Here is a 17,575-nt window from a genome sequence, read left to right as displayed (position 1 = left end):
TTTTTTATTCGTCGCGGCTTTCGGGGGTGTCGACCACGATTGTGTCGAATTCGTCCCCACCAACCACATCGTCAGCCATTGGCTCTTGGACCGGGGCTGCCAGGGCTGCGGCCTGTTCGGCCTCTTCCCTGCGCGCCTCGATGACGACGTTGTCACGGTCGGATGCGATCTTGCGCATCCGGCTTGTCGCACCGCCGGTGCCGGCCGGGATCAGGCGACCCACGATGACGTTCTCTTTCAGACCGACCAGCTTGTCACGCTTGCCCATGACCGAAGCCTCGGTCAGCACGCGCGTGGTTTCTTGGAACGACGCGGCAGAGATGAAGCTGCGGGTTTGCAGCGACGCCTTGGTGATGCCCAGCAGGATCGGTTCGCCCGTTGCCGGACGGCCGTTGCGCGAAATTGCCTTGGCGTTGGCTTCGTCGAACTCGGCCTTGTCCACGGTCTCGCCTCTCAGAAGAACGGTATCACCGCTGTCCTGAATTTCCCACTTTTGCAGCATCTGACGGACGATGACTTCAATGTGCTTGTCGTTAATCTTCACACCCTGAAGACGATAGACGTCCTGCACCTCGTCGATCATGTAGTCGGCTAGCGCCTCGACACCCATAACCGCAAGAATGTCGTGCGGGGCCGGGTTGCCGTCCATGATGTAGTCACCCTTCTGGACGAAGTCGCCTTCGACCACCGGGATGTGCTTGCCCTTGGGCACCATGTACTCGACCTTCACATCCGGATCATCGGAGGATTCAATCGCGATGCGGCGCTTGTTCTTGTAATCCTTGCCGAACCGGACATAGCCGTCGATTTCCGCAATGATGGCGTGATCCTTGGGGCGGCGTGCCTCAAAGAGTTCGGCCACACGCGGCAGACCACCGGTGATGTCCTTGGTCTTGGCACCCTCGCGCGGAATACGTGCAACCACGTCACCCGCCTGGATGTCCTCACCGTCCTCGACAGACAGAACTGCGTCAACCGACATGGCATAGGACACGGGGTTGCCGTCATCCTTCATCACCGGTTCGCCGTTGGCGTCCGCGATGATGATTTTCGGTGCCAGCTCGTTGCCCTTGGGGGCCGCGCGCCAGTCGGACACGATGCGCTGCGTCATGCCGGTTGCGTCATCGGTGTCCTCGCGGACAGCGATACCGTTGACCAGGTCGACATATTTCACGCGACCGGCCTTTTCGGCGATGATCGGCAGTGTGAACGGGTCCCATTCGAACAGCTTGTCGCCGCGGTGGATGTCCTGACCTTCGGTCACGAACACCTTGGAACCATAGCCGACCTTGTGGGTCGCCCGTTCCACGCCGTTTTCGTCCACGATCGCGATGACCATGTTTCGGCCCATCACGACGGAGTCGCCCGCCGTGTTGTCAAGCAAGGCCGCGTTGCGGAACTCGATCTTGCCGGGCTGGCTGGCCTCGAGGAACGACTGCTGACCACCTTGGGCCACGCCGCCGATGTGGAAGGTCCGCATCGTTAGCTGTGTGCCGGGCTCACCGATGGACTGTGCCGCAATGATGCCGACAGCCTCGCCGATGTTGACGCGCGTACCACGGGCAAGGTCACGCCCGTAGCAGGTTGCGCAAACGCCGTCTTCGGCCTCGCAGGTCAATGGCGACCGGATCCGCATCTTGGCGATGGCGGCCATGTCGATCATGTCGGCCTTGCGCTCGTCGATCAGCTCGCCGGCTTCGACCAGAACCTCGTCGGTGCCGGGACGCAGAACGTCATCGGCGCTGACGCGACCCAGAACACGCTCGGCCAGAGAGGACACGACCTCACCGTCGTTCACGGCGGCTTCTGCCGTGATTGCACGCTCTGTTCCGCAGTCGATCTCGCGGATGATGCAGTCCTGAGCAACGTCCACCAGACGACGTGTCAGGTAACCCGAGTTCGCCGTTTTCAACGCGGTATCCGACAGGCCCTTGCGGGCACCGTGGGTCGAGTTGAAGTATTCAAGAACGGTCAGACCTTCCTTGAAGTTCGAGATGATCGGCGTCTCGATGATTTCGCCCGAGGGCTTTGCCATCAGGCCGCGCATGCCGCCCAGCTGTTTCATCTGGGTCACAGAACCACGGGCACCGGAGTGCGCCATCATGTAAACCGAGTTCGGTTCGTTTTCGGCGCCGGCCTCGTTCCGACCGGTGGTCGAAATCGTGGTCATCATGGCGTCGGTAACCTTGTCGTTGGCTTTCGACCAGGCATCGACAACCTTGTTGTACTTCTCACCCTGGGTGATCAAACCATCCATGTACTGCTGTTCGAAATCCTTGACCAAGTCACGGGTTTCATCGACCAGCGCCCACTTGGTGTCGGGCACGACCATGTCGTCCTTACCGAACGAGATACCGGCCTTGAACGCCTCGCGGAAACCCATAGTCATGATCTGGTCACAGAAAATGACGGATTCCTTTTGACCGCAGTAACGATAGACCGTGTCGATGACCTGCTGCACTTCTTTCTTGCGCAGCAAACGGTTCACCAGGCTGAAAGGTGCCTTGGTGTTCAGCGGCAAGAGCGCACCCAGGCGCAGACGGCCCGGCGTGGTTTCAAACCGCTTGATAACCTCGTTACCTTCGTCGTCGATCTGGGCCATGCGGGCTTCGATCTTGGCGTGCAGGTGCACCTCGCCAGAGGTCAGCGCATGCTCGACCTCGTCGATGTCGCTGAACGACATGCCTTCACCCTTCATGCCTTCGCGCATGATCGTGGTGTAATACAGGCCAAGGATCATATCCTGCGACGGCACGATGATCGGTGCGCCGTTGGCAGGTGACAGCACGTTGTTCGTGGACATCATCAGAACGCGGGCTTCCAGCTGGGCCTCGAGGCTCAGCGGCACGTGAACGGCCATCTGGTCGCCGTCAAAGTCGGCGTTAAAGGCGGAACAGACCAGCGGGTGAAGCTGGATCGCTTTGCCTTCGATCAGAACGGGTTCGAACGCCTGAATGCCCAGACGGTGCAGCGTGGGTGCACGGTTCAGCATGACGGGGTGTTCGCGGATGACCTCGTCCAGAATGTCCCATACCTCGGGACGTTCCTTTTCGACCAACTTCTTGGCCTGCTTGACCGTGGATGACAGACCCTTGGCCTCCAGCCGCGAGTAGATGAACGGCTTGAACAGTTCGAGCGCCATCTTTTTCGGCAGACCGCACTGGTGCAGTTTTAGTTCCGGACCGGTCACGATGACCGAACGACCGGAAAAGTCGACGCGCTTGCCCAAGAGGTTCTGACGGAAGCGACCCTGCTTGCCCTTGAGCATGTCAGACAGCGATTTCAACGGACGCTTGTTGGCACCCGTGATGACGCGGCCACGACGACCGTTGTCGAACAATGCGTCAACGGATTCCTGCAGCATCCGCTTTTCGTTGCGGACGATGATGTCAGGCGCGCGCAGTTCGATCAGACGCTTCAGACGGTTGTTCCGGTTGATGACCCGACGATACAGGTCGTTCAGGTCGGACGTTGCGAAACGACCACCGTCCAGCGGCACCAGCGGGCGAAGCTCTGGCGGGATGACCGGAATGACGGTCATGACCATCCATTCGGGGCGGTTGCCGGAATCGATGAAGTTCTCGACGATCTTCAGACGCTTGATGATTTTCTTGGGCTTCAACTCACCGGTTGCCTCTTTCAGATCAGCGCGCAACTGCTCTGCCTCGGCGTCCAGATCGATCTGGGCCAGCATTTCACGGATCGCTTCTGCACCGATGTTCGCCTGAAACGCGTCAACACCATAAGCGTCCTGCGCATCGTTGAACTCTTCTTCGGTCATCAGCTGACCGTAGGTGAGGTCGGTCAGACCCGGTTCGATCACGACGTAGTTTTCGAAATACAGGATGCGTTCCAGATCGCGCAGCGTCATGTCCAACATCAGGCCGATGCGGGATGGCAGCGATTTCAGGAACCAGATGTGGGCAACGGGTGCGGCCAGTTCGATATGGCCCATCCGCTCGCGACGGACCTTTTGCAGCGTGACTTCCACGCCGCACTTCTCGCAGACGACGCCGCGATATTTCATGCGCTTGTATTTGCCGCACAGGCATTCGTAGTCCTTGATCGGGCCAAAGATACGCGCGCAGAACAGACCGTCACGTTCTGGCTTGAACGTGCGGTAGTTGATGGTCTCGGGCTTTTTGATCTCGCCAAAGGACCACGACAGGATCCGTTCGGGCGATGCCAGCGACACCTTGATTTCGTCAAACGTCTTGACCGGGGCAACCGGGTTGAACGGGTTGTTTGTCAGTTCCTGGTTCATCTTCAATTCCTTGAATTGGGGTGCAGTAAGGTGGGTGAGGGCGGCGTGTTGCCGCCCCTAGGGCTGAGCCCTATTCCCCGTCCTCCGCATCCAGGAGTTCCATGTTGAGGCCGAGGCCCCGGACTTCTTTTACAAGCACGTTGAACGACTCGGGCACGCCGGCCTCGAAGTTGTCCTCGCCCTTGACGATGCTCTCGTAGACCTTGGTCCGGCCCGCGACGTCATCCGACTTCACCGTCAACATCTCTTGCAGGGTGTATGCAGCGCCGTAGGCTTCCAGTGCCCAGACCTCCATCTCACCAAAGCGCTGACCACCGAACTGCGCCTTACCACCCAGCGGCTGCTGCGTGACGAGCGAGTACGGCCCCGTGGAACGGGCGTGAATCTTGTCGTCGACCAGGTGGTGCAGTTTCAGCAGGTATTTCACACCCACCGTCACCTTGCGGCTGAACTGCTCACCCGTGCGGCCATCGAACAGCACCGACTGACCGGATGTATCGAACCCGGCCCGCTTGAGGCTGTCGTTCACATCGGCCTCTTTTGCACCGTCAAAGACAGGCGTCGCGATCGGAACGCCGCGCGTGACGTTGCCAGCAGCTTCGAGCATCTGGTCGTCGCCCATGCCCTCGAAACCTTCGTCATAGACGTCGTCACCATAGGCGATCCGCAAGGCTTCCTTGACTGGGGTCATGTCACCGTTGCGGCGATATTCGTCCAGCGCCTCGTCCACCTGAATACCCAGACCGCGTGCGGCCCAGCCCATGTGCGTCTCGAGGATCTGACCAACGTTCATCCGCGACGGCACGCCCAGCGGGTTCAGACAGAAATCGACAGGTGTACCGTCCGCAAGGAACGGCATGTCTTCCATCGGCACCACCTTGGAAATGACACCCTTGTTGCCGTGACGACCGGCCATCTTGTCGCCGGGCTGCAGCTTGCGCTTCACCGCGACGAACACCTTGACCATCTTCATGACGCCCGGCGGCAGGTCGTCACCACGACGGACCTTTTCGACCTTGTCTTCGAAACGCGCGTCCAGAGTGCGCTTTTGCACCTCGTACTGCTCGTTCAGCGCCTCGACGATCTGGGCATCGCCCTCGTCCTTGAGCGCCAGCTGCCACCACTGACCACGGGACAGACCGTCCAGTGTTTCTTCGGTGACAATGGTGCCGGACTTGATGCCCTTGGGACCTTTGACGACTTCCTTGCTGATGATCATGTCGTGCAGACGGGCGTAGATGTTGCGATCAAGGATCGCCAGCTCGTCGTCACGGTCACGGCTCAGGCGCTCGACTTCTTCCCGCTCGATCTGAAGCGCGCGCTCGTCCTTTTCCACACCGTGGCGGTTGAACACGCGGACCTCGACGACCGTGCCGAAATCACCCGGCGGCAGGCGCAGCGACGTGTCACGCACGTCGGATGCCTTTTCACCAAAGATGGCGCGCAGCAGTTTTTCCTCTGGCGTCATCGGGCTTTCACCCTTGGGTGTGATCTTGCCGACCAGAATGTCTGCCGGCCCGACCTCTGCACCGATGTAGACAACACCGGCCTCGTCGAGGTTGCGCAGTGCTTCTTCACCGACGTTGGGAATGTCGCGGGTGATTTCCTCTGGCCCAAGCTTCGTGTCACGGGCGGCGACTTCGAATTCCTCGATGTGGATCGAGGTGAACACGTCGTCGCGGGTGATCCGCTCGGAGATCAGGATCGAGTCTTCGTAGTTGTAGCCATTCCACGGCATGAACGCGACGACCACGTTCTTGCCCAGTGCCAGTTCGCCCATGTCGGTGCTGGGACCATCGGCGATGACCTCACCCTTCTGGACCTCGTCGCCGACCTTTACCAGCGGACGCTGGTTGATGCAGGTGTTCTGGTTCGAACGCTGGAACTTGCGCATCCGGTAGATGTCGACGCCAGCGTCGCCCAGCTCCAGATCGGAGGTGGCACGCACAACGATACGGGTCGCATCGACCTGGTCGATGATGCCGGCACGTTTCGCCATGATCGCAGCGCCGGAATCACGGGCCACGACTTCTTCGATGCCGGTGCCGACCAGCGGTGCCTCGGCCTGCAACAGCGGCACAGCCTGACGTTGCATGTTCGAGCCCATCAGCGCGCGGTTGGCGTCGTCGTTTTCCAGGAACGGAATGAGCGAGGCCGCAACCGAAACCAGCTGCTTTGGCGACACGTCGATCAGATCGACGTTTTCTCGCGGCGACAGTGTATAATCGCCATTCTTGCGCGTCGAAACCAGTTCGTTGGCAAAGCCACCGGCCTCGGTCAGGTTCGCGTTGGCCTGCGCCACGGTGTGACGCATTTCTTCGGTCGCGGACATGTATGAAACTTCGTCCGTCACCTTGCCGTCCGTCACCTTGCGGTAGGGTGTTTCGATGAAACCGTATTTGTTCACGCGGGCGAAGGTGGCCAGCGAGTTGATCAGACCGATGTTCGGACCTTCCGGCGTCTCGATCGGGCACATGCGGCCGTAGTGCGTCGGGTGCACGTCGCGCACCTCGAAACCGGCACGTTCGCGGGTCAGACCGCCCGGCCCCAGTGCTGACAGACGACGCTTGTGCGTGACTTCCGACAGCGGGTTGGTCTGGTCCATGAACTGCGACAGCTGGGATGAGCCAAAGAATTCACGCACAGCCGCAGCGGCGGGCTTGGCGTTGATCAGGTCCTGCGGCATGACCGTGTCGATCTCGACGCTGGACATACGTTCCTTGATCGCGCGCTCCATGCGCAGCAGACCGACGCGATACTGGTTTTCCATCAGTTCGCCGACGGAACGGACGCGGCGGTTGCCTAGGTGGTCGATGTCGTCGATGTCGCCCTTGCCGTCGCGCAGTTCGACCAGCGCCTTGATGCAGGCGACGATGTCTTCGCGGCGCAGGGTGCGCTGCGTATCTTCGGCATCCAGGTCCAGACGCATGTTCATCTTGACCCGGCCCACGGCGGACAGGTCATAACGCTCGGAGTCGAAGAACAACGTGTCGAACAGCGCGCTTGCTGCATCGACGGTCGGCGGCTCGCCGGGGCGCATGACGCGGTAGATATCCATCAGCGCGGTTTCGCGGTTCATGTTCTTGTCGGCGGCCATCGTGTTGCGCATGTATGCGCCCACGTTGATGTTATCGATGTCCAGCACCGGGATCGTATCAACGCCAGCGTCGACCAATTCCTTGAGCGTACCACCGATCACGTCGCCCGACTTGTCCATTTCCAGTGTCAGCTCGTCACCGGCCTCGACAAAGATGGCACCGGTATCTTCGTCGATGATGTCACGTGCGACAAATTTGCCGACGATGTGCTGATAGGGGACCAGCAGATCCTTGACGCTGCCGTCTTCGATCAGTTTCTTGACGGTGCGGGGCGTGACTTTTTCACCGGCCTTGGCAATGACTTCGCCGGTCTTGGCATCGATCAGGTCATAGGTCGGGCGCGTGCCACGCACACGCTCTGGAAAGAACTTGGTCGTCCAGGCATTTGCCTTCTTGTCGAGGTGGAAATCGACGGTGTTGTAATAGGCGTCCATGATCGCTTCTTGATCAAGGCCCAGCGAATACAGCAGCGTCGTGACCGGCAGCTTGCGGCGACGGTCGATCCGGCAGAACACGAGGTCCTTGGCGTCGAATTCAAAGTCGAGCCACGACCCGCGGTAGGGGATAATGCGGCAGGCGAACAACAGCTTGCCCGAGCTGTGGGTCTTGCCCTTGTCGTGGTCAAAGAAAACGCCCGGCGAGCGGTGCATCTGGGAAACGATCACACGCTCGGTGCCGTTCACGATGAACGTACCGTTCTGGGTCATCAGGGGCATGTCGCCCATGAATACGTCTTGTTCCTTGATGTCCTTGACGGACTTTGCACCCGTATCCTCGTCCACATCGAACACGATCAGGCGCAGAGTCACCTTCAGCGGTGCGCTGTAGGTCATGTCGCGCTGCTGGCACTCTTCGACGTCGTACTTGGGCTTTTCCAGCTCGTACTTGACGAATTCGAGAACCGCAGTCTCGTTGAAGTCCTTGATCGGGAAAACCGACTGGAACACGCCCATGATGCCTTCGCCGTCCAGCGGCGTCGGGCTGTCGCCGGACCGCAGGAACAGATCATAGGAGGATTTCTGAACCTCAATGAGGTTCGGCATTTCGAGAACTTCGCGAATTTTGCCGTAGTACTTACGCAGGCGCTTCTGGCCGAGGAAGGAGGAAGCCATGTGTGGTGTCACCTTATCTGTCTGTCGCACCTCGTTCCGCCCGGGCCGCGGGACGGATGCTTATGACCGGGAGCAAGCGATCTATTCCTGGCCTTCGTCCCACCGAAGACCTCTCGATCACCTCACCTACCCAAAAGGGAGGTCAATTGCGTTGACCACCCTTTAAGACAGGTGCGGCTGGACCTGCGCAGGGGCAGGTCCAGCCTTGTTCTTTGGTGCGGGCGAACCCGCAAACCGGCTTAGGCCAGCTCGACTTCGGCGCCAGCTGCTTCCAGCTTTGCCTTGATCTCTTCGGCTTCTGCCTTGGACGCGCCTTCTTTGACTTTGCCGCCAGCTTCGACCAGGTCCTTGGCTTCTTTCAGGCCCAGACCGGTGATGCCGCGCACTTCTTTGATCACGTTGATCTTCTGTGCGCCGGCGTTCTTCAGAACGACGTCGAATTCAGTCTTTTCTTCAGCAGCTGCGCCGGCGTCGCCAGCGGGGCCTGCCATCATCACAGCGCCGCCAGCGGCGGGCTCGATGCCATACTCGTCCTTGAGGATGGTTTTCAGTTCTTGTGCTTCGAGCAGGGTCAGACCAACGATCTCTTCTGCCAGTTTCTTCAGATCAGCCATTTGACTTCTTTCCGTTTACTTAAGTGTGTTCCAACGTCAGGGCAATCAAGCCCCAAGGCGGCTCAGGTTGCTTATGCAGCTTTCTCTTCGATGGTCGAAAGAATGCTCGCGATGTTCGAAGCAGGCGCGCCAATGGCCCCGGCGATGTTGCTGGCAGGTGCCCCGATGCAACCCACGATGGAAGCGATAAGCTCCTCGCGGCTTGGCATCCCGGCAACGGCTTTCACACCGGCTGGATCCAATGCGTTCTCGCCCATTGCACCACCCAGAATGACAAGTTTTTCATTCTTTTTGGCGTAATCGTCGACCACCTTTGCCGCAGCAACGGGGTCTTCGGAATAGGCAAGAACCGTCATCCCTGTCAGGTACTCAGCAATAGATGCGCTGGGTTTGCCTTCAAGGGCGATCTTGGCGAGCTTGTTCTTGGCAACGCGTACGGACCCGCCTGCATCACGCATGGATGCGCGCAGGTCCTGCATTTCGGCAACTGTCATGCCTTCGTAGTGGGCAACCACAACGACGCCAGAGCTTTCAAAGATCTGGCCGAGCTCTTCGACCAGTTTTTCTTTTTGTGCTCTATCCACAGTTTCACTCCAAATTTGGGGGTTTCCCCCCGGCTCAATTTTGCCGCGCGGCGAACCGCCCGACAGTCGAGGTCCGCAATCACGGGATGAGCCGGGTAAAACCGAGGAGAGCCTCAGCCGATCCGGTCGTAACCCGCCTCAGGCAGGAATTAATGACCAAAGGCCAACCCACCGTCTCGGACGAAACAAAACAGCGCACGACGAATCATGCGCTGCGTTGCTAAGCACTCTTTAGGGCTGGGACAGCAAAAAGGAAACCCCTATGCGTGGATTATCGCCTAACGGTCAGATCACGTCAGGTTGACATCATACCGACGCTGGACCTCGCCCCCATCGGCAGGCACAGCATCACTCGCCGCATACGTTCTGGAGTACTATTTCACATGGACCTGACCGCACTGTCACGTGAATTCGTCACATTGTTCGTTCTCGTCGATCCGATCGGGTCGATCCCGGTATTCCTGTTCGCCGTATCAGCCGTGCCGCGCAAGCTGCATCGACGGTTCGCGCTGCGCGCCACCTTGATTGCCGGATTGGTACTGTTCGGGTTCCTGGTCCTGGGGCAGTTGGCACTAGAGGCGATTGGCCTCGACCTTGGGTCGTTCCAGATTGCAGGCGGGATCGTGCTGTTCCTGTTCGCGCTGACCATGATCTTTGGCGACACGAAATCCGACACGGAAATCGAAGAGGCCGAAAAACATCGCGATCATTTGGCTGGTGCCGTGTTTCCGCTGGCGATGCCGTCCATCGCGTCGCCGGGTGCGATGCTGGGGATCGTGGTCCTGACAGATAACCGCACGCAGACCCTGCCTGAACAGGCGGTGACTGCGGGTCTGTTGTTGCTGGTGCTGATCGTGACCCTGATCTGCATGTTCGCGGCGACCTACATCTTTCGCCTGATCGGGCATACCGGCATCAGCGTGATCAGCCGGGTCATGGGAATCATCCTGGCGACAATCGCAGTTGATGCCGTGCTCGTCGGGCTGGAATCGCTGGGTCTGTTCGAGATCAGTCCGGCAGCCATCCCCGCCCCCTGAAACGCAAAAGGGCGGCCCGTCACCGGGCCGCCCCTTCGTCAGAAAGATAGTGGCTTATACGTTGCCAGTCGCCGATGCGACGTCAACCGAAACGCCCGGACCCATGGTCGAGGTCAAGGAGACCTTTTTCATGTAGGTACCTTTTGCGCCGGTCGGCTTCGCCTTGGACACGGCCTCGACAAACGCCTTCAGGTTTTCTTCGATTGCCTTGGCGTCAAAGCTGGCCTTGCCGATACCGGCGTGAACCACACCGGCCTTCTCGGCCTTGAACTGGACCTGACCGCCCTTGGCGTCCTCGACAGCCTGCTTGACGTCAGGCGTGACGGTGCCGACGCGCGGGTTCGGCATCAGGTTGCGCGGGCCCAGGATCTTGCCCAGACGACCCACGATACCCATCATGTCAGGGGTCGCGATGCAGCGGTCAAAGTTGATGTTGCCAGCTTGAATCTGTTCCATCAGGTCTTCTGCGCCAACGACGTCCGCACCGGCTGCTTTGGCCTCGTCTGCCTTTTCGCCACGGGCGAACACGGCGACGCGGACGGTTTTACCGGTGCCGTTCGGCAGCGTGACCGTGCCACGGACCATCTGGTCAGCGTGACGGGGGTCAACACCCAGAACCATCGAGATTTCGATGGTCTCGTCGAACTTTGCGTTGGCGTTGCTCTTCACGAGCGACACGGCTTCGGCGACGGATACGTTCACCTTGCCTTCGAAATTGCTGCGGGCTGCCGCAGTACGCTTACCGACTTTTGCCATTACTTCACCTCGACGCCCATAGAGCGAGCAGAGCCCGCGATGATCAGCATTGCGCCCTCGATCGAGGTCGCGTTCAGGTCTTTCATCTTGGCTTCGGCGATTTCACGCACCTGCTTGGCGTTGATGGAACCTGCGCTTGCCTTGCCGGGGGTTTTCGAACCCGAGGACAGCTTGGCAGCTTTCTTGATGTAATAGGACGCGGGCGGCGTCTTGATTTCCATCGAGAATGACTTGTCCGCGTAATACGTGATTACGGTCGGGCAAGGTGCGTCCTTTTCCATGTCGGCTGTCTTGGCGTTGAACGCCTTGCAGAATTCCATGATGTTGATGCCGCGCTGACCCAATGCGGGACCGACGGGCGGGCTGGGCTTTGCGTTGCCGGCCGGAACCTGCAACTTCAGCGTGCCTACGACTTTCTTGGCCATGTGGCCTCTCCTTTTTCAGCGGCGGGGCGAACCCCACCCTACAACGCCCCATGATGGGGCAACTTGCCGTGGTTGGCCGCGTGCGGCTCCCACGTCTGACGCACTCAGCCCTGCTTGGAGACCTGAGTGAATTCCAGTTCGACCGGGGTTGCCCGGCCAAAGATCGAGACCGTCACCTTGAGGCGCTGGTGCTCTTCGTCGACCTCTTCGACCATGCCGTCGAAGTCCTCGAAGGGACCGTCGTTGACCTTGACCTTTTCGCCGATCTCAAAGTGGATCAGCGTCCGCGGGCTGTCTTCACCCTCTTGGACACGACCCAGGATCGCCTGCACTTCGGCGTCACGCATCGGCATCGGACGCCCCTGCGGACCGAGGAAACCCGTCACGCGGTTGATCGAGTTCACAAGGTGATAGGCTTCGTCCGACAGTTCCATGTGCACCAGCACATAGCCGGGCATGAAACGACGTTCGGTCGTGACTTTCTTGTTGCGGCGAATTTCGATGACCTCTTCGGTCGGGACCAGAACCTCGTCGATCTGATCTTCCAGACCCTGTTCCTGCGCCTTTTGACGAATTTGTTCTGCGATCTTTTTCTCGAAGTTCGACAGAACGCTAACCGAATACCAACGTTTCGCCATGTTCCTCGTCACCTCGCGTTCGCGGCGCCGCGCATGCGCCGCCAATGATCAAAATTCCCGGATGATCCGCGCCACCCGTCGGGACAATAAATTTTGGCGTGCAACTCGATTCGCCGCACGCCATCCCGGTCGTGAGGGCGCTCTTACCGCCCGAATGTCGTGAATTCAAGGGCCGGGGTGCAGTTTCTACACCCCCGAAGCCTAGCTGCCAAAGTAGGTCAGAATGACCTGCAAGCCCTGACGAATGCCCAGGTCCACAAGACTGAAGAACGTCGCCATCAGTGCCGCCATGATGAAAACCATGATGGTCGTCAGCACAACCTCACGACGCGTGGGCCAGACGACCTTGGCGATTTCAGCGCGAGTCTCGTTGATGAACTTGACGGGGTTGGTGGCCATGAGCGCATTTCCTGACGGTTAGACCCGTGCGACATACGCTGTGGCGCGGTCCAGTTCAACCCTGCGGACGCAGCAGCGTCACGCCGTCCATAAGGTCAAGTGCCGCGATCTGCGCCTGGTAGAACTCGGACGAAAGCGCGCGTTCTTCACGGTCGTATGCCTGATAGGCCGGACGCGTGGGACCAATCGGGAATTCCGCCCGCGCAAGATGGGCCAACGGACCGTCATGACCGGCGCTGCGCATATCCAGCACATGCTGGACAGCCGCTTGTGACAGGCCGGGATTGACCAACCGACGGATCGGGACGACGTGCCGCGCGGCATCGCCTAGCATCACGCGCAGGATCTGGTCGGTACACAGGTGATAGTCCTCTTGCCGCCAGACCGTGATGTTACGAACGCCCGGGGTCATGCGCAGGCGCGCCACCAGATCAGCCCAGTCTACCAGACTAAGCGGATTTTGCTGCTTGAACTTGTTCACATGGATGAAATGACCCGCCAGAAACGCCTGACCGTAGGCAGAATTCAGAAAGCCCGCCGGTTCGCGCACGCCCAGACAGACATCTATGCCCTGGGGCGCAATCTTGTGCGCCAATGCCATCAGCCTCTCGCCAGCGGTGGGATAGAGCGGCGCTGCAATCCGGTGCATCGGCCCATCCGTCGACCGGTCAAACAGGACACCGATATAGTTTTCCTCTGACAGCAAAAGCCGGTGGCCGCCCTGCACCATCTCGTCCAGCACCACGTCGCTGGGACGGGGATCGGCGTTCGATTTGCGCGGGTTGAACGGCAGGTTGAATCGCGCCTCCAACCGCTTGCCGGGCTGGCGCAGCGACTGCGGCCCGAAAAACTGGATCCCCGCCTCGGCCAGCTTGTCGCTTACGTTTCCGATCGAATGCTGCAAATGGGTCGTCGCCGTCTTGTGCGCGCCGATATGGAAAACGATGTCTAGCGGAGATTGGGACATGGTGCGTCACCTTTGGTGGACTGGCAGGGGCATGGAGACTCGAACTCCAGACCTACGGTTTTGGAGACCGTCGCTCTACCAACTGAGCTATACCCCTACGTCCGAGTGACGACGTAGCCGAGGACCGCAGCAGGATCAAGAGGGGTTTGTCATCCATCATCAGCCTTTGGGTTTGTGCAGCCCGATTGCCTGCGCATGAGTGACGTCATCCGCCTTTTGCTGCTCGGCCAGAATTGCGGCTTTCCATCCTTCATTGTGAATCACAGCGGCTGGTCGCGCTGCTTCGCGGTCGTAGAAATCCAGCAGGTCCTCTACGTTTTTAAAATCCGAAAACGCGACAAGCAGTTGGTCGGCCAACCATTTCACTGGCAGTTGCAGCAGGGTTTCCGCTTTTTGGTAGTGGTAGCTCACGATATTACGGATTGCCTGCGCCGTAATCTTGCCGGCCTTGTTCCATTTCACGTCAATCATGTTCAGCCGCAGCCCGACCAATTCGACGGCAACCGGCAGGCTGATCTGATCCAATGTCGGATAGATACCCCGCGCAAGCCGCTTGTTTTCGATCACCAGCGCAACGTCACGCCAGATCGCACCGAATTCAGGGTCGTCGTAAGCCACAAACCCGGCCGAGATGGACGGGCAGGTGAATGTGCCATCCGGCCGCGACATCCTGTTGCGCGGCAGGTCAAGGCCGACACTCGCATAGGCAGGTGCCCAATCCTGTGGCGTCGTTCCCCACATCCAGCTGCCTGTCGGTCGCCCCGACACGCAGCCGGGCACGATGGTTTCCGACAACCGCGCCGGTTGCAGCATGAACATGTCGGTATCGAACAGCATGGTCACATCCTCGGGCCGGGGATCGGCACAGGCATAAAGCTTGTTACCCTGCGGATAGGTCACCTCGAACCGCGGCGCGATCGGGCGCAGCACCACATCGTTTGCCTCAAAAAATCCGAGGGTGCGAGGGTGCAGCTGGTCAATCAGGGTTTCACGACAATAGGCATAGAGCCGGATGTCATCGGTCGCGAACGCCCGCAGCGACGCCGCCAGCAGAATCGCAGGCCATTCGTAGTGACCGGGTTCGACCATGAACACGGCAGCAACGGGTCGGTCCGTGGGCTTGGACAAAAAACTGCTCCACTTTGATTTGTTTCAAATCTACGGGCCGATTGGGGCGAAAAACAGGCGAAATCGCAACCTTTCGGGCCAGGCCCGGAACATCTTGCAAGGCTGTCCGTTGGTTCGACAAGCAAATGAAAGGACGTGCCACATGGCAATGACCACACTGAAAGACATCTACCTCGATCAACTTCAGGATATCTGGAGCGCGAACACACAATCCCTGCAGGTTGTGACCGAACTGGGCCGCGCGGCCAAGGACAAGGACCTGTCCGAAGCGCTGATCGCGGGCGGCACCGGTATTTCCGACGGGATCGCCGCTATCGAACAACTGTGTGCCGATCACGGGATCAAGCCGAACGCAGAGCACTGCAAGGGCATGGAAGGTCTGGTGACCGAGGCACGTGCACACGGCCTGTCGAACGATATTGCTGACGCAGACGTGCGCGATGCCGCAATCATTCCGCAATATCAGCGCATGGTGCATTACGCGCTTGCGGGCTACGGCACGCTGGTCGCCTTTGCCAATCGTCTCGGGCTGGATGGCGATGCGGCCGTGCTGCAAAAATGCCTGGACGACACCTATGACGGTGACCGCCGCATGACGGACATCGCGACGACAGGCGGCGTCAACCAGGACGCCGTTGCCTGATCGCAATACGGACCGAACGTACATTGGCCGCCCTGTCATCGGGGCGGCTTTTTCGTGTTCAGCCCGCCGCGCGCGCCTGCGCCCGCCGGCGCTCTGCCGCCTTGAACCGTTGAGTGCGCAGTTCCGAATCCAGTTCCAACGCCGGGATGGCAAAGGGCCTGCCCGCATCATCCACCGCCACCATCGTAAAGTAGCAGGAATTCGTATGCCTGCGCGTGCCTGCGCGAATATCCTCGGCCTCGACCCTGATCCCGATTTCCATGGAGGTTCGGCCCGCATAGTTCACGCTGGCACGAAAAGTGACCAATTCGCCCACTGAAATCGGCTCCTTGAAAACGACCCGGTCCACCGACAGCGTCACGGCGTATTGCCCTGAATAGCGGGACGCGCAGGAAAACGCGACACGGTCCAACAGGTTCAGCAATGCGCCGCCATGCACCTTGCCACTGAAATTCGCCATGTCCGGCGTCATGAGCACGGTCATTTCCAACATGCGGCGATCCATCGGCCTATCCTCTTGCTGTTGCCCGGACAATCATGACGCAACCCACCGCCAAGCAAAAGGCCGCCTCCTTTCGGGGGCGGCCTTTCGGATGTGTGTCGCTGCGGGCGATGCCCGCGGTGCGGCTTATTCGACGATCTTGGACACCACGCCAGCGCCGACGGTGCGGCCGCCTTCACGGATGGCGAAACGCAGGCCGTCTTCCATTGCGATCGGTGCGATCAGCTCGACGTTGAACTTCAGGTTGTCGCCCGGCATCACCATTTCGGTGCCCTCGGGCAGCACAACCGTGCCGGTCACGTCCGTCGTGCGGAAGTAGAACTGCGGACGGTAGTTCGCAAAGAACGGCGTGTGACGGCCACCCTCTTCCTTGGTCAGGATGTAGGCCTCGGCCTCGAACTTGGTGTGCGGTGCAACCGACTTGGGCTTGCACAGCACCTGGCCGCGCTCCACGCCTTCACGGTCGATACCGCGCAGCAGAACACCCACGTTGTCGCCAGCCTGGCCGGAGTCCAGCAGCTTGCGGAACATCTCGACGCCCGTGCAGGTCGTCGTCTTGGTGTCACGGATACCCACGATCTCGATGCTGTCGCCGACGTTGATCACGCCACGTTCCACACGGCCGGTCACAACCGTACCACGGCCGGAAATCGAGAACACGTCCTCGATTGGCATCAGGAACGGCAGGTCAACCGCACGTGCCGGTGTCGGGATGTACTCGTCAACGGCTGCCATCAGCGCCTTGATCGACTCTTCGCCGATTTCGGGCTGCGTGCCGTTCATGGCGTGCAGGGCCGAACCACGGATGATCGGAATGTCGTCGCCGGGGTAGTCGTAGGAGGACAGCAGCTCGCGGATCTCCATTTCGACCAGTTCCAGCAGCTCTTCGTCGTCAACCTGGTCGACCTTGTTCATGTAGACGACCATGTAGGGGATGCCCACCTGGCGACCCAGCAGGATGTGCTCGCGCGTTTGCGGCATGGGGCCGTCGGCTGCGTTCACGACCAGGATCGCGCCGTCCATCTGGGCGGCACCGGTGATCATGTTCTTGACGTAGTCGGCGTGGCCGGGGCAGTCGACGTGGGCGTAGTGACGGCCTTCGGTCTCGTACTCGACGTGCGCGGTCGAGATGGTGATGCCACGGGCCTTCTCTTCGGGCGCGCCGTCGATCTGGTCGTAGGCGCGGAAGTCACCAAAATACTTGGTGATCGCTGCCGTCAGCGTCGTCTTGCCGTGGTCAACGTGACCAATCGTGCCGATGTTAACGTGCGGTTTGTTACGTTCGAACTTTGCCTTAGCCATGACGGGCACCTTTTGATTTGCGGGGCCGCTGCTGGCCCGTTTTGAACATCGCGGGCGATGTATTGTGGATCGCACGGGAAATCAAGCGCAGGTTTCCCCACCAATC

The 17,575-nt window shown here is 59.7% G+C and carries 14 protein-coding genes and 1 tRNA gene; 2 read left to right on the top strand and 13 right to left on the bottom strand.

Translation table 11 applies throughout. The features are described 5' to 3' along the window. Positions 1-4: 4 nt before the first annotated feature. The 4 genes from rpoC to rplJ form a co-directional block, all read right to left on the bottom strand. Positions 5-4,264, bottom strand: a complete 4,260-nt coding sequence (rpoC, locus tag BMX27_RS02855; RefSeq protein ID WP_090158369.1) for a DNA-directed RNA polymerase subunit beta' — start codon at positions 4,262-4,264, stop codon at positions 5-7. A 70-nt stretch (positions 4,265-4,334) separates the two neighbouring features. Continuing rightward, positions 4,335-8,474, bottom strand: coding sequence for a DNA-directed RNA polymerase subunit beta (gene rpoB, locus BMX27_RS02850; RefSeq protein ID WP_090158368.1), 4,140 nt, complete (start codon positions 8,472-8,474; stop codon positions 4,335-4,337). Between the two features lie 239 nt (positions 8,475-8,713). Beyond that, positions 8,714-9,088 (bottom strand): 50S ribosomal protein L7/L12, encoded by a 375-nt coding sequence (gene rplL, locus BMX27_RS02845; RefSeq protein ID WP_056039529.1) that lies wholly within the window; start codon positions 9,086-9,088, stop codon positions 8,714-8,716. A 71-nt stretch (positions 9,089-9,159) separates the two neighbouring features. Beyond that, complete coding sequence (gene rplJ / locus BMX27_RS02840) at positions 9,160-9,672, bottom strand: 50S ribosomal protein L10 (RefSeq protein WP_090158367.1); 513 nt, start codon at positions 9,670-9,672, stop codon at positions 9,160-9,162. A 383-nt stretch (positions 9,673-10,055) separates the two neighbouring features. On the opposite strand from rplJ, the gene BMX27_RS02835 reads away from it, so the two are divergent. Further along, positions 10,056-10,709, top strand: a complete 654-nt coding sequence (locus BMX27_RS02835) for a MarC family protein (protein WP_090158366.1) — start codon at positions 10,056-10,058, stop codon at positions 10,707-10,709. A gap of 54 nt (positions 10,710-10,763) precedes the next feature. Here BMX27_RS02835 and rplA read toward each other — a convergent pair whose 3' ends face one another. The 7 genes from rplA to BMX27_RS02800 form a co-directional block, all read right to left on the bottom strand. Then, positions 10,764-11,465: a 50S ribosomal protein L1 gene (rplA, locus tag BMX27_RS02830; RefSeq protein ID WP_056039520.1), complete on the bottom strand. Its 702-nt coding sequence runs from the start codon at positions 11,463-11,465 to the stop codon at positions 10,764-10,766. Beyond that, entirely contained in the window at positions 11,465-11,890 is a 426-nt protein-coding gene (gene rplK, locus BMX27_RS02825) for a 50S ribosomal protein L11 (protein WP_056039517.1), read from the bottom strand. Before rplK ends, rplA begins: the two co-directional genes overlap by 1 nt. Positions 11,891-11,994: 104 nt before the next feature. Then, positions 11,995-12,528, bottom strand: coding sequence for a transcription termination/antitermination protein NusG (nusG, locus tag BMX27_RS02820; protein WP_056039550.1), 534 nt, complete (start codon positions 12,526-12,528; stop codon positions 11,995-11,997). 201 nt (positions 12,529-12,729) lie between these two features. Then, positions 12,730-12,927, bottom strand: coding sequence for a preprotein translocase subunit SecE (gene secE, locus BMX27_RS02815; protein ID WP_056039512.1), 198 nt, complete (start codon positions 12,925-12,927; stop codon positions 12,730-12,732). A 55-nt stretch (positions 12,928-12,982) separates the two neighbouring features. Then, positions 12,983-13,894: a hypothetical protein gene (locus BMX27_RS02810; RefSeq protein WP_090158365.1), complete on the bottom strand. Its 912-nt coding sequence runs from the start codon at positions 13,892-13,894 to the stop codon at positions 12,983-12,985. A 21-nt stretch (positions 13,895-13,915) separates the two neighbouring features. After that, positions 13,916-13,991 (bottom strand) — tRNA-Trp (locus tag BMX27_RS02805). A gap of 62 nt (positions 13,992-14,053) precedes the next feature. Continuing rightward, a complete protein-coding gene (locus BMX27_RS02800) occupies positions 14,054-15,022 on the bottom strand; it encodes a hypothetical protein (protein ID WP_143056773.1) in 969 nt (322 codons plus the stop codon). A 142-nt stretch (positions 15,023-15,164) separates the two neighbouring features. Between BMX27_RS02800 and BMX27_RS02795 the strand changes: the two genes are divergently transcribed. Continuing rightward, entirely contained in the window at positions 15,165-15,665 is a 501-nt protein-coding gene (locus BMX27_RS02795) for a ferritin-like domain-containing protein (protein WP_090158363.1), read from the top strand. A 58-nt stretch (positions 15,666-15,723) separates the two neighbouring features. Here BMX27_RS02795 and BMX27_RS02790 read toward each other — a convergent pair whose 3' ends face one another. Together BMX27_RS02790 and tuf are read right to left on the bottom strand one after the other, a co-directional pair. Then, entirely contained in the window at positions 15,724-16,170 is a 447-nt protein-coding gene (locus tag BMX27_RS02790) for an acyl-CoA thioesterase (protein WP_056039502.1), read from the bottom strand. A gap of 123 nt (positions 16,171-16,293) precedes the next feature. Further along, entirely contained in the window at positions 16,294-17,469 is a 1,176-nt protein-coding gene (gene tuf / locus BMX27_RS02785) for an elongation factor Tu (protein WP_090158362.1), read from the bottom strand. Positions 17,470-17,575 lie beyond the last annotated feature (106 nt).

Source organism: Loktanella sp. DSM 29012 (genome assembly GCF_900110705.1).
In the GTDB taxonomy this organism is placed as follows: domain Bacteria; phylum Pseudomonadota; class Alphaproteobacteria; order Rhodobacterales; family Rhodobacteraceae; genus Loktanella; species Loktanella gaetbuli.
Note: the sequence above shows the minus strand (reverse complement) of the source record. Positions and strands in the feature narration are given on the sequence as shown.

Coding starts and splice junctions, on each gene's coding strand:
- rpoC (WP_090158369.1), bottom strand. CDS start 4,264: ATGAACCAGGAACTGACAAACAACCCGTTCAACCCGGTTGCCCCGGTC.
- rpoB (WP_090158368.1), bottom strand. CDS start 8,474: ATGGCTTCCTCCTTCCTCGGCCAGAAGCGCCTGCGTAAGTACTACGGC.
- rplL (WP_056039529.1), bottom strand. CDS start 9,088: ATGGCTGATCTGAAGAAACTGGCAGAAGAGATCGTTGGTCTGACCCTG.
- BMX27_RS02835 (WP_090158366.1), top strand. CDS start 10,056: ATGGACCTGACCGCACTGTCACGTGAATTCGTCACATTGTTCGTTCTC.
- rplA (WP_056039520.1), bottom strand. CDS start 11,465: ATGGCAAAAGTCGGTAAGCGTACTGCGGCAGCCCGCAGCAATTTCGAA.
- rplK (WP_056039517.1), bottom strand. CDS start 11,890: ATGGCCAAGAAAGTCGTAGGCACGCTGAAGTTGCAGGTTCCGGCCGGC.
- nusG (WP_056039550.1), bottom strand. CDS start 12,528: ATGGCGAAACGTTGGTATTCGGTTAGCGTTCTGTCGAACTTCGAGAAA.
- secE (WP_056039512.1), bottom strand. CDS start 12,927: ATGGCCACCAACCCCGTCAAGTTCATCAACGAGACTCGCGCTGAAATC.
- BMX27_RS02810 (WP_090158365.1), bottom strand. CDS start 13,894: ATGTCCCAATCTCCGCTAGACATCGTTTTCCATATCGGCGCGCACAAG.
- BMX27_RS02795 (WP_090158363.1), top strand. CDS start 15,165: ATGGCAATGACCACACTGAAAGACATCTACCTCGATCAACTTCAGGAT.
- BMX27_RS02790 (WP_056039502.1), bottom strand. CDS start 16,170: ATGGATCGCCGCATGTTGGAAATGACCGTGCTCATGACGCCGGACATG.
- tuf (WP_090158362.1), bottom strand. CDS start 17,469: ATGGCTAAGGCAAAGTTCGAACGTAACAAACCGCACGTTAACATCGGC.